9 protein-coding genes are annotated in these 12,264 nt (G+C 72.5%); 4 read left to right on the top strand and 5 right to left on the bottom strand.

The window, feature by feature from the left end; all coding sequences use genetic code 11:
• Positions 1–22 precede the first annotated feature (22 nt).
• On the top strand, positions 23–895 hold the full coding sequence (locus H283_RS0115280) for a hypothetical protein (RefSeq protein ID WP_020144400.1): 873 nt from the start codon (positions 23–25) through the stop codon (positions 893–895).
• Positions 896–932: 37 nt separating this feature from the next.
• Here H283_RS0115280 and H283_RS26775 read toward each other — a convergent pair whose 3' ends face one another.
• Positions 933–2,213, bottom strand: a complete 1,281-nt coding sequence (locus H283_RS26775; protein ID WP_156023230.1) for a glycosyltransferase — start codon at positions 2,211–2,213, stop codon at positions 933–935.
• A 128-nt stretch (positions 2,214–2,341) separates the two neighbouring features.
• Between H283_RS26775 and H283_RS0115270 the strand changes: the two genes are divergently transcribed.
• The gene (locus H283_RS0115270) at positions 2,342–4,396 is read left to right on the top strand and encodes a PhoX family phosphatase (protein ID WP_020144398.1); all 2,055 of its coding nucleotides are present in this window, start codon (positions 2,342–2,344) and stop codon (positions 4,394–4,396) included.
• Between the two features lie 78 nt (positions 4,397–4,474).
• On the opposite strand, the gene H283_RS26770 is transcribed toward H283_RS0115270, so the two are convergent.
• A complete protein-coding gene (locus H283_RS26770; RefSeq protein WP_020144397.1) occupies positions 4,475–6,697 on the bottom strand; it encodes an FG-GAP-like repeat-containing protein in 2,223 nt (740 codons plus the stop codon).
• A 157-nt stretch (positions 6,698–6,854) separates the two neighbouring features.
• Complete coding sequence (locus tag H283_RS0115260) at positions 6,855–7,781, bottom strand: hypothetical protein (protein WP_020144396.1); 927 nt, start codon at positions 7,779–7,781, stop codon at positions 6,855–6,857.
• Between the two features lie 125 nt (positions 7,782–7,906).
• Here H283_RS0115260 and H283_RS0115255 point away from each other — a divergent pair, with 125 nt between their 5' ends.
• Together H283_RS0115255 and H283_RS0115250 are read left to right on the top strand one after the other, a co-directional pair.
• Positions 7,907–8,650: a DUF3105 domain-containing protein gene (locus H283_RS0115255; RefSeq protein WP_020144395.1), complete on the top strand. Its 744-nt coding sequence runs from the start codon at positions 7,907–7,909 to the stop codon at positions 8,648–8,650.
• A 77-nt stretch (positions 8,651–8,727) separates the two neighbouring features.
• Positions 8,728–9,162 (top strand): nitroreductase family deazaflavin-dependent oxidoreductase, encoded by a 435-nt coding sequence (locus tag H283_RS0115250; protein WP_020144394.1) that lies wholly within the window; start codon positions 8,728–8,730, stop codon positions 9,160–9,162.
• 33 nt (positions 9,163–9,195) lie between these two features.
• Here the strand turns inward: H283_RS0115250 and H283_RS0115245 are convergent, their stop codons facing one another.
• On the bottom strand, positions 9,196–10,158 hold the full coding sequence (locus H283_RS0115245) for a lysylphosphatidylglycerol synthase domain-containing protein (protein ID WP_020144393.1): 963 nt from the start codon (positions 10,156–10,158) through the stop codon (positions 9,196–9,198).
• 33 nt (positions 10,159–10,191) lie between these two features.
• Positions 10,192–12,207 (bottom strand): glycosyltransferase family 4 protein, encoded by a 2,016-nt coding sequence (locus tag H283_RS0115240; RefSeq protein ID WP_020144392.1) that lies wholly within the window; start codon positions 12,205–12,207, stop codon positions 10,192–10,194.
• Positions 12,208–12,264 lie beyond the last annotated feature (57 nt).

Below are 12,264 nucleotides of genomic sequence, written 5' to 3'. Positions count from 1 at the left end.
CAGCGCACAAGGAGTCAGACCCATGACCGCACAGGGGACCCTGCGTCCGCAGGGGCGCGCGACCGTGACGTACGTAGACCCGCTGGAGAGGCCGTTCGACTTCGGCGTCGACCGGTTCAGACCCAGCATGAGCGACGGGTCGCCGATGCCCTCGACCGTGGAGCGACGCCTCCGCGAGCTCGACGAGGCCGCCGGAGCTCGCGACGAGACAGCCGCGCGCTCCGCGGCGCGCGATCTGGGTCATTGGTGGGGCGACCGGGACCGGTACGAGGTGCTTGGATCCGGTGAAGGTCATGTGGACGTACCTGCGCTCGTGGCGGCCTCACCACCCGGCGCGGACGCTGAGGTGGCCACGTCGTTCAGCCGCTCTGACGCACACGGCGGTGGTCTCGAGTTCAAGATCGCGGGCAACGGGCTGTCGGCTGACGCGAAGGTCACGATCACGGACACGTCCGAGATCACGGCCGGCGACGGCGAGACCCAGGTCTTGTTCGTCTCGCTACCGGTCGCGTGGGAGGCGCGTCTCGTGACGCACGAAGGGCAGTACGAGGCCACCCGTCAGCTCGTGGTCTGGCCTCGACGGGTCGAAGGTCCCTTGGAGCTCGCGGTGCGTGTCGTCGACCAGGCGCCCGTCTTGGTCATCCAGAAGTCCTTCGTCGTCGACCTCCGGGATGCGGGCACGAAGCCGACGAGCTTCGAGCGTGACGTGAGCATCGAGGCAAGTGGCGGGTTCAGCCTCGGCTTCAAGGCCTTCGGCATGGATGCCACGCTCTCGGTGACCCGCGAGTCGAGCCTCGAGGTGAAGATGAGTGCGAAGCTCCCCTCGGGCAGCGAGTACCAGATCGACTGGCTGGGAGCGCCTCCGGGCGTGCGCGTGGCCCCACGAACAAACTAGGCGACTCAAGAGCTTTCGGACTCTGAAGCCCGGCTCGTCAGCCTGTGAGTCCGCTCGAGACGATTCCTTCGATGGAGGTCACGATCTCCGACGCATCGGGGAGCGCCGCGACCTCGTCGGCCAACGCGGCCGCCCTGGAGCGGATGGCGGCGTCGCCGAGGACCCTGGTGAGGGCGCCGGCCAGCTCGGGAATCGCGCCGTGGCGACCGCCGAGGCGAAGGCCGGCCCCGACCTCCTCGATGCGCCGCGCGTTGACCTCCTGGTCGAAGGCGAAGAGCGGCACGAGCACCTGCGGCACCCCGGCGACGAGGGCGGACATCATCGTGCCGAACCCACCGTGACCGACCACCGCCGACGCGAGCGGCATGACGTCGTCCTGTGGCCACCACCGCTCGACGTGCGCGTTGTCGGGCCACGGCCGCAGGGTCTCGGGGTCGCCCGCCTGCCCGGTCGTGAGGAGCACCCTCACCGGCAGGTCGGCGAGCGCGTCGAGCGAGAGCCCGAAGACCGAGCTCAGCGCGTCGAAGCCTGCTGTCACCGACCCGAACGTCACGTAGACGAGAGGGAGGTCGGGGTCGCCCCATCCGGTCGGTACCGTCCCCGAGCCGGACCGGGCCGCAGCGTCGCGATAGCGGGTGACCCTCGGGACGCCCTGCGCGCCAATGCCGTTCGCGCCCGTCACATGGTCCGTGACGTCGAGACTCGGCGGGACCTGTGACAGGACGGGCGCCGATGCCATCGCCGAGGCGCACGACCCGCCGTCCAGGCCGGCGATGGCGTCGAGCTCGGCCAACGGGTCGACGAGCGCGGGCCCGGCCCACCGCTGGAGGGTCCCCAGCCCGATCGCCACCTCGACGTGCGGCACACCGGACCGAACCGCGGCCGCCAGGGACCCGAACTCGCACGGCTCACGCAGGACGACGTCCGGCGCCCACGCGTCGACGAGCTCCTGCACCCGCGGCCACGCGGCCTGCGCGTCGAGGCGACCGAAGACGTCCCGGACCACCGTCGCGTTGGCCTCCTTCGGGGTCATCGACGGCAGCCGCGCGAAGACCGGGCCCATGACCTCCGGTGGCACGTCGTCGAACGGCACGTGCTCGAGACCGGCCCGGGCCACGTGGCTCGCAAACGACTGCGGGGCTGCGACCCGCACCTCGTGCCCCGCCTCGGCGCACGCCCGGGCCACGGGGACCATGGGGCCGAAGTGCCCTGTCCCCGCCGTCGTCGCGAAGAGCATCCGCATGGCGACCAGCGTGCCACCCACGGCAACGCGCGACGAGTGGTTTGGGACGGCATACGCCTCTGACGAAGGGGACACGCGGAGTTCACCGGATGGCCACCGAAGCAGCACCCGGCCGCTCCCCCAGCGCTCCTAACGTCACAGACGGTTCCCAGCCGCGCCGACCAGAGGGGCGCGGCGGACTCACTCGCCGAAGGAGCACCCGCGTGACCCCCAAGCTTCTCCCCCTGATCGCCACGCCACGTCACGGCTCGCGCAGCCGCATGACGTGTCACTACCGCTGCAACAACGCCTGCGACGCCCCGGTCCCCAACGAGAGCGCCAACCCAGCGATGCGCGACCTCGTCGAGGGCGCTCTCGCTCGCCGCTCGGTCCTCAAGGGCGGCGCCATCGGCGCCGGCGCACTCGTCGTCGGCGGCCTCGCCACCGCCACACCCGCCGCGGCCGCTGACACCAGCGCCTCAGCCGGCCGGAGCCGCACCACCGCGGACGTCGGCCACGCCGCCTTCACGCCCGTCGCACCCAACCGTGCTGACGCCGTGACGAACGCCCCGGAGTTCACCCACAACGTCGTCATCCGCTGGGGCGACCCGGTCGAGGCCGGCGCCCCCCGCTTCGACGCACACGCCCAGACGCCGGACGCTCAGGCCCAGCAGTTCGGCTACAACAACGACTACGTCGGCGTCCTGCCCCTCGACGGCCGACGCGCGCTGCTCGTCACGAACCACGAGTACACGGACGAGAACCTCATGTTCCCGACCGGCGAGTACGACGACGCCACGATCAAGAAGATCGCGATGGCCGCGCACGGCATGGCCGTCGTCACGATCGAGCGCGGTCGCGCCCAGGGATCCTGGATCCGCGCCGACCACCGGCACGCCCACCACAACCGCCGCATCACCGTGCACACCGAGTTCGCCTTCCACGGCCCGGCCGCCGGCCACGAGCTGCTCCGCACCGCAGCCGACCCGACGGGGACCCGGGTCAACGGCACCTTCGGCAACTGCGCCGGCGGCACGACCCCGTGGGGCACCGTGCTGTCCGGCGAGGAGAACTTCAACGGCTACTTCGACGCGAGCGGCGCCGTCGACCCGGCGAACGCCACGTCGTTCAAGCGCTACGGCCTCGCGACCGCACCGGTGACGAACCGCGGCTGGTCGACCGTCGACGAGCGCTTCGACCTCAGCAAGCACCCGCACGAGGCCTACCGCTTCGGCTGGGTCGTCGAGGTGGACCCCTTCGAGCCCGGCTCGACGCCGGTCAAGCAGACGATGCTCGGCCGCTTCAAGCACGAGGGCGCCAACGTCACGATCTCCGAGTCCGGGCACGCCGTCGCCTACATGGGTGACGACGAGCGCGGCGACTACCTCTACAAGTTCGTCTCGACGGACCGCTTCCGCAAGGGCGGGTCGCGCGCTGCGCGCGCGCACAACAAGACCCTCCTGACCAAGGGCACGCTCTACGTCGCGAAGTTCGTCGGTGACGGCACCGGCGACGGCGAGTTCGACGGCGCGGGCACGTGGGTCGCGCTCACGTCGGACACCCGCTCCTACGTCCCGGGCATGAGCGTCGCCGAGGTGCTCGTCAACACCCGGCTCGCTGCCGACACCGTCGGCCCGACGAAGATGGACCGCCCCGAGGACGTCGAGCCCAACCCCGTCAACGGCAAGATCTACGCCGCCCTGACGAACAACTCCGACCGCGGCGTGAAGTACCCGACCGACGAGACGAACCCGCTCGCCTCGAGCATGGTCCGCGCCAGCCTCGGCGCCCCGCTCACGAGCAAGTCGGGCAACCGCAACGGCTACGTCCTCGAGCTCACTGAGCTCGGGAACGACCACACCGCAACGACGTTCACGTGGGACCTCTTCCTCGTGTGCGGTGACCCCGAGGCGCCGGAGACGTACTTCGCGGGCTACGACAAGTCCAGGGTCAGCCCGATCAGCTGCCCCGACAACGTCGCCTTCGACGCCGTCGGCAACCTGTGGATCTCGACGGACGGCAACGTCCTCGGCTCCAACGACGGCCTCTTCCGGGTGCCGGTCGCCGGACCGGACCGCGGCCGCGTCGAGCAGTTCCTCACCGTGCCGTTCGGCGCCGAGACGTGCGGCCCGCTCGTCACGGAGGACCAGCGCTCGGTCTTCGTCGCCGTGCAGCACCCCGGCGAGACCGACGGCGCGACCTTCGAGACGCCGTCGAGCACCTGGCCGCACACCGACGGCTTCCCGCGCCCCAGCGTGGTCGTCTCCTACCGCCGCTGACCGCGCGTCACGACGCACGAAGGCCCGGCACCGTCAGGGGGTGCCGGGCCGTCGTGCGTCCCGAGGGGCGTATGCCGGTCAGGACGTCAGCGTGAACGATCCCCAGCCGGTGCCGACGCTGTAGACGTCACCGGGAGAGAAGACGCCGTCGCCGCGCATCTCGAAGCTGACGAGCTCGCCGGCCGTGGTGCGCACCCACAGCATCGGGCGGTGCCACGTGACCTCGGTCATCGTCATCGCGTTGAACTGGCCGAACCCGGAGCCGATCTGGCGACGGGCGAGGAAGCCGCCCGTGCCGTTGCCCGGGTAGACGAACAGTCGGCCGGCCGAGTCGCGCGTCATGAGGTCGGCGCGGTTGTCGAAGTCGACGTCGCCGGGGCCGATGATGGTGAGGCCACCCCAGCCGGTTCCGAGCTTGACGCGGGCAGCGAGGGTGCCGCGGCCCGTCCCCGGGTAGAGCCAGAGGGTGCCGGCACCGTCGCGCGCGACGATGTCGGCGCGGCCGTCACCGTTCCAGTCGCCGGGGGCCACGAGCGTGTAGCTGTTCCAGCCGGTCCCGAGGGCGGTCCGCGCGAGGAAGCCACCGGTCGGCTTGCCCCGGTAGAGCCACAGCGCGCCGTTGGCGTCGCGACCGACGAGGTCGGCCTGGTCGTCGCCGGTGAGGTCACCGGCGGCGAGGACCGCCGTGTAGCTCTTCCAGCCGGACCCGATCTGGACGCGTCCGCTCAGCTCGTTGCCGGTGTTGCGGTAGGCGAAGAGGTTGCCGCTCGCGTCGCGGGCGACCACGTCGTGGTGCGCCTCGGCGGTGAAGTCCGACGTGCCCTTGCTCTGCGGCTGGCGCAGGTCCCAGCCGTTGATGAGCGTGTCCTCGAACTCGAGGCCGACGGCCGTGACCTCGTCGTCGATCGCGTTGGCGGGGTCGACGTAGTGGACCGCCATCGAGTAGCTCGTCGGGTCGGCGACGTCGGGCGTGTCCCGCTCGACGTAGAGCGTGCCGTCCGACGTCAGTCGCGGGGAGATGAAGAAGTCCGTCGTCGACGTGCGCACGTCCGAGACCGCGCCGCTCGTGGCCTTGCGGCGCAGCGCGCTCGACGAGTCGTCGCTCGCGGTCCAGGCGAAGAGGATCGTGCCGTCCGGGGCGACGTCGGCGGTGTAGCCGCCGGCGGTACCGCTGAGGGGCGTGACGGCGCCCGTCGCCTTCGTCACGACCGCGAGTCCCGGCGTCGGCACGCCGAAGGTCGACACGACGAGGCTGGTGCCGTCGGGACGCCACGAGGGCTCACCGACGCGCGTGGACGGGCTGAGCACGGTCTGGGTGTGCGCACCGAAGACGTCGACGAAACCGAGTCCGAGCGACTGCCCCGTGGCAGCGGCGTAGCGGGTGTAGGCGATCGTCTGCCCGTCGGGCGAGAAGTCGGGGTCCGCCGGGAACGCGCTCGTGCCGAGGTCGACCGTGAAGACGAGCGCCGAGTTCGACGAGCGGCGCACCTCCAGCACGGCTCGCCCGGCGGCGTCGTCGATGACCCTGGTGGCGGCGTAGAGACGCCCGTCCGTCGAGTAGCGCGGGCTCTGGTACTCGTTGGCGACCGCGCGGCTGCCGACGCTGAACATCCCCTGCTGGAAGATGCCGGTCGTGCCCGCGACGACGGCGTCGGGGTCGCCCGCACCGTCACGGGTCCACATGCCGTACATGAACTCGGTCGTGCAGTCGAAGTCGGGGTCGGTGCCGTTCTTGGCCAGCAGGCGGTACTGGTAGGAGACGTTCTCGTTGACCGTCGTGTCGTTGACCTTGAGCGTCGTGCCGGAACCGGAGGCGATGGTGCGCCACGAGCCGTACTCGCGCAGGCGCTGGAGCGTCAGGGCGCCACTGATCGGCGACGTGGCACGCACGACGGTGCGGTCGACCATCGGGTTGACGTCGATGGTGCCGTCGGCGCACGTGCCCGCGACGGCCTGCGGCGCCGCCTGGGTGGACAGCGAGGGAGAGCCGCCGTCGGCGGTGGCCGACGACAGGGACAGCGAGCCGAGCGTCCTCGCGGCGGCGCGGCCGGAGACGGCCGAGCGCGGGGCCGTCGTGCGGCGCTGGACGGAGTCGGCGGCCTTCCGGGCGCTCGGAGCGACCGTGCCGGACGGCGCCTTGGCGCCGCCGGCGATGACGAGACCGGTGCGTCCGCGCAGGTCGAGACCGTGCGAGCCCTGCGTCTGCCCCGCACCCGCCGGGACGGCGAGGGCGATGGGGCCGAGCAACGCCGCCGCGGCCCCGATGGTGAGGGCGCGTGCCCCCAGGTGATGACGAGCCACGTGGCTGCCTTTCGTGAGTTGTGGGAGGCCGCGTCCCCGAGCGGCCGACCGGAGCATAGGCGACACGGGCGACATGTGGTGGCTTGGGGGCCCATGTCTGCACGAACCTGCACCCCGCTCCCGCCCGGCCGAGCCTGCGTATGCCGTCCGGCGTCGCTCAGCGGGTGCGCGTGGGCAGGTGCGTGCGCGGCGCCATCCGCGGCCCGCGCCGCGGCCGGTGGTGCCCGGCGAGACCGAGCAGGTGCTGCACCCGGTACCGGTGCCCGCGGTAGGGCTCGAGCAGCTCGGCGAGGCCGTCGTCGTCCACCGGGGTCCCGGTCAGCGCCCACCCGATGTCCTTGGCCACGTGGTAGTCGCCGAAGGACACCGAGTCGGGGTCGCCGAGCGCTCGCTGCGCGACCTCGGCGGCCGTCCACACCCCGACCCCCGGCAGGGCCCGCAGGCGACGGTGCGCCTCCGCGACGGACACGGTCGCCCCCTGCTCGAGCCGGCCGGCATACCCCGCTGCCCGCACGACGGTCCGCGAGCGCGCGCCGTCGACGGAGGCCTGCAACCACGCCCACGACGGGACCGCCGCCCACCCGGCTGCGGTCGGTGGGGCCATGAGCCCCGGGAAGGGGCCGGGGGCCGGCTCTCCGAAGCGACGGACGAGCACGCGATAGCCCGAGAACGCCTCCTGGCCGGTCACCTTCTGCTCGATGACCGCCGGTGCGAGCGCGTCGAAGACGAGGCCCGAGCGCGGGACCCGCCAGTGGGAGAACCGCCGCCAGGCCTCGGCGACGAGGTCGTGGTGGGGCACGAAGCCGGAGGGGTCGTCGTCGTCGCCGAGGAGACCCGGCACGGCGTCGAGCAGCCACGCCGCCCCCGGGCCCCAGGCCTGGGCCTGCACCTCGGCGTCCCCCGGACGGCACACGAGGTGGAGGGTGCCGACCCCCTCGGGCGTCTGCGCGGCCCGCGTCACCGTGCCGTCGCGTCCGAAGCGTGAGGTGGGGTCACCCGAGCCCCGACGGAAGACACCGAGCTGGGCACGCAGCGCGATCTCGCGGTCGCTGCGCCACAGGCGGGTCGGGGCTTCGGGCACCACATCATCCTCGCCTACACTCGGCACCGTCGCCGCACGGGACGCCCCGTCCGTCGACGAGCGACTCACACCCCCCGCCCCACCGGCCCCACCGGCCGCCGCCGACAGACCGACAGGAACGAGGAACGATGGCCCGCGAGACGAGCCGAGACCGCCGCGAGCGCGTCGCCGAGATGCAGGCCGCACAGAAGAAGGCCGAGCGCCGTCGCCTCTTCGTCGTGATCGGCGCCTGCGTGGCCGTCATCGCCATCATCGGCGCGGCTGTCGCGTGGGCGATCATCGGTGAGCAGAACAAGAAGGACGAGGCGCTCCAGAACATCAGCGGCGACGTCGCCGCCGCCTCGTGCGACCCCGTCACCAACGACCCCGCGAGCGGCTCGAGCGACCACGTCGGCCCGGGCACCAACCAGCCGGACGTCACGAAGATCACGTACTCCACGATCCCGCCGTCGAGCGGCAAGCACTTCGCCGTCCCGGCCGTCGACGGGCGTCGCGTCTACACCGTCGCGGACGCCCCGCAGATCGAGACGCTGGTGCACAACCTCGAGCACGGCTACACGATCCTCTGGTACGACCGCTCCGTCGAGAAGGACCAGGCGGCCACGTTCCAGGCCCTGTCGACCAAGGTCAACGCCATGAAGGAGTCGGCCAACAAGTTCCTCATCAGCCCGTGGGACCCGGCCTACGGCGCGTTCCCCGCGGGCAAGAAGTACGCCCTGTCGCACTGGTCCGCCGACGTCGACCAGGCCACCGGCAAGGTCGGCACCCAGATGGGTCACCGCCAGCTGTGCGGAGGCCTCAACACGGCCGTCGTCGAGGACTTCGTCAAGAAGTACCCGTGGAGCTCCGCCCCGGAGCCCGGCGCCGCCTGAGCCCTCCCCCGTTTCGCCTCCCAGCCCCCGGTGACCACCGGGGGCTGGTCGCGTGTGGCGCGGGTTACCCTGCCGTCATGGCGATCACCGGCGAGTACGTCCCCAGCCCCAGCGAGTGGGTCCGCAAGCAGGTCGAGACGATCGAGCGCACGGGCACCACCGAATCGGTCGACATCATGGGCCTGCCCGTGGTCATGCTGACGATGCGCGGCGCGAAGACCGCGGCGATCCGCAAGGTGCCGCTCATGCGCGTCGAGCACGACGGGTCGTTCGCTGCGGTGGCGAGCCAGGGTGGGGCCCCGACGCACCCGAAGTGGTACCACAACCTCCTCGCCCACCCCGACATCGACCTCCAGGCCGGCACCGAGACGTTCCCCGTGCACGCGCGCGAGCTCGAGGGCGAGGAGCGCGAGCAGTGGTGGCAGCGGTGCGTCGCGGCCTACCCGCCCTACGCGGAGTACCAGACGAAGACCGACCGTCTCATCCCCGTCTTCGTGCTCGAGCGCCGCTGAGCGTCGGCGCGCGCAGGGTCGGACCGCGAGGGGTCAGACGCTGACGTCGCTCTCGGCGGCGGCGTGCCGCTCGGTAATGAGGTGGTGCGAGCGGGCGTAGAGCCAGCCGCCGAGCGCTGCGACGACGTCGACGATCGTGACGATGAAGCGCGACATGATCGCGACGGCAGCCGCCGCCGGCGTCGGCATGGCGGTGGACAGGATGAGGGTGAGCAGTCCCTCGCGGGCACCCAGACCGGCGGGCAGGACGATCGTCAGCATGCCGAGCGACACCGACAGGGCGTAGCCCGTCATCGCCGCGGTCGTGAGGTCGGGGTGCGGGGAGGCGTCGCCGGCGACCGCCCGGGCGAGCAGCAGCGTGTGCACGCCGAAGGCGACCCACACGAGGACGAAGATGACGACCGCGCGCAGGACGGCACCTGCCGAGAGGCTGTGCTCGAGGGGCTCGCGCTTGATGGTGCGCAGCATCTTGTCGATGATCGCGTTGAGCAGCCTGGGCACGCAGAGCACGACGAGGATCGGGATGCCGAGGAGCAGCCACCAGTCGAAGCCCGACGAGGTGCTCGTGATCAGGAACGACGCCGCCGGGAGCCCGACGAGCAGCCCCGTGAGCAGGGCCAGTCCGAGCGCGAGCAGGCCGGTCACGGCGGTGCGCCGACGAGGCACCTTGAGGTGGCTCGCGATGTCGGCCTGGACGAGCACCGACCAGAGCGAGCCGGGGAGGTACTTGCCGAGCTGGCCGACGAAGTAGACCCCGGACGCGGGCGCGAGGTGCAGGTCGGAGCCGAGGTCGCGCAGCAGCGTCTTCCAGCCGATCATCGTCAGCCACGTGCCGATGCCCGCCGCGAGGGTCGACCACAGGAACGTCGTCCACGAGATCTTGTCGAGGTGCACGGACACGTCGGCCCAGTTGTGGACGACGGCGTAGACCACGGCTGCGAGGGTGATGAGCGCGATGGCCACGCGCAGGACGGTGAGGATCTTCTTACGGGTCATGTCGCACCCATCATCGCAGTGTCATCCGGGTGCTCAGCGCCGTCTCAGCGTGAGACGCACGAGGCCGTATGCCGCGTCGTCGGCCCGGGCGCGTGACGCCGCCTCCCGCATCCGGGCGTTGACGTCGCCGTCGAGGTCGCCGATGAGCACGAACCCGAGGTCGTGGGCGCGGGCCAGGATGCCACGCACGTCGGCGGGTCCGACGGCCCCCTGGGCCGCCCGCGGGCCGATCGGGACGGTGACGACGAGGAGGCCGCCCGAGCGGAGCGCCCACGAGGCCTGCTCGAGCACGTGGTCGACGTCGTCGGCGTCGCAGCCATGGGGGTGGATGCGGACGATGACGTCGAGGGAGCCGGTGTCGACGTCGAGCGCCGCGACGCTCGGGTGCGAACCCGTGAAGTCGATCTCGACGGGGGCGAAGCCGACGGCGCGGGCCCACCGGGACAGCAGGGAGCGCGTACCGCCCTCGTCGACGATGACCGCGCTGCGACGACCGTCGTCGCGCACGCGCAGGACCGCCGCCAGGCTGCCGAGCGCCGCCCACGCGGAGACGCTGTCGAGCGAGCGGGGCAGACCGAGGATGCGTGAGAGCCGGCGGGCGTCGTCGGCCTCGTCGGGCTCGCCCAGCACGTCGGTCGCGAGCACCCACTCGGGCAGGTCGTCGGGGCGCAGGGAGACGAGGGGACGGCGCGCCGCGACGGCCCGGGTCGCGGTGCGACGGGCCCGGCTGGCGACACGGCGAGCCCCGCTGCCCAGGACGCGGCGGGCGTGCGGGAGCAGGCCCTGCCCCGCCGGCCGGTCCTCCGCCGTGGGATCGGGGTCGTCGACGCCGTCGGGGTCGTCGCCGTCGTGAGCGGGCACGCCGGGCTCGTCGGCGGGGACGTCCGGGTCGCCGAGGAGCACGCTCTCGTCGACGGAGAGCGCCTCGAGGGTTCCGAGGTAGTGCGCCCACGGTCCCGACAGGTCGGGGGTCTGCACGCCCTCGGCGAGGCGGCGGCGGAGCTCGGGGTCGCCGAGACGACGCAGGGCACCGGCGAGCGCCCGCTCGTCCTCCGGCGGGACGAGGATCCCGTTGACGCCGTCGGCCACCTGCTGGGAGAAGGGGGCGATGTCGGAGGCGAGGACGGGGAGCCCGTGGGCGTGGCCGAGGATGACGTTCTGCGAGGCCGTCGCCGAGCGATAGGGCAGCGCGAGGACGTCGTGGTCGGCGAGGAGCGAGGCGAGCGCGTCGGCGGGGACGTAGCCGTCGCGGATCTCGACCCGTCCGGCGAGCGCCGGGTCCGAGGCGAGGCGGGTGATGACGCCCCGGTTCGTGCCCCAGATCTCACCGGCGATCGTGAGGGTCACCTCGGGCACCGTCCGCATGGCGCGCAGGAGCACGTCGATGCCCTTGTACTCGCGGATCAGGCCGAGGGCGAGCAGCCGGGTGGGCCCGGGCCGCGGTCCGCGGTGGATCGGGTCGCCCCCGGGGAGGTGGGGCGGGAGGTCGGCCACGGAGACGCGCCGGGCACCCAGCTCGTGGGCCACGGTGGCCTGCTCCGCGCCGTGCACGAGCACGGAGTCGACGCGCGAGAAGAGCACCGACATGAGCCGGGCGTCCCCCGGGTGCGGCTCGTGCGGCAGGACGTTGTGGCAGACGACGACCGACTGCGGGCGCGGCGCGGCGCCACCCGGCACGGCGCCGGCGGCCCGCAGCAGCGCCAGGTGCGCCGGGACGACGGCAGGCATGACGTGGACGACGAGGATCGCGTCGACGTCGCGCAGCCGCCGACCGGCCCGCACCCACGTGTCGGGCCGGGCCCAGCTGAGCGCCCGGATCGTCCGCGGGAAGGGAGGCACCTCGGGCACCCCGTCGGGGACGGACGCATCGGCGTGGTGCAGCTTCGAGGGGTAGAGGTGGGCCCACGACACGAGGGTGACGTCGTGCCCGGCGTCCGCGAGGTGGTGGGCGAGCATCGTCGTGTGCGCCGCGACGCCGCCCTTGTGCGGGTGCGTCGGGCCGACGATCGCGATGCGGAGCGCGGCCGAGCCCGTCGAGTCGTCCGTCATGGTGCCCCGACTCTAGTTCCCGGCCCCTGCTCCCGGGCGTGCTGCCGCTCGCCCCTC

Origin of the sequence: Terracoccus sp. 273MFTsu3.1 (genome assembly GCF_000383675.1) — a bacterium.
Classification (GTDB): domain Bacteria; phylum Actinomycetota; class Actinomycetes; order Actinomycetales; family Dermatophilaceae; genus Terrabacter.
The sequence above is the reverse complement of the archived record's forward strand: the minus strand, read 5'-3'. Positions and strand labels throughout refer to the sequence as shown.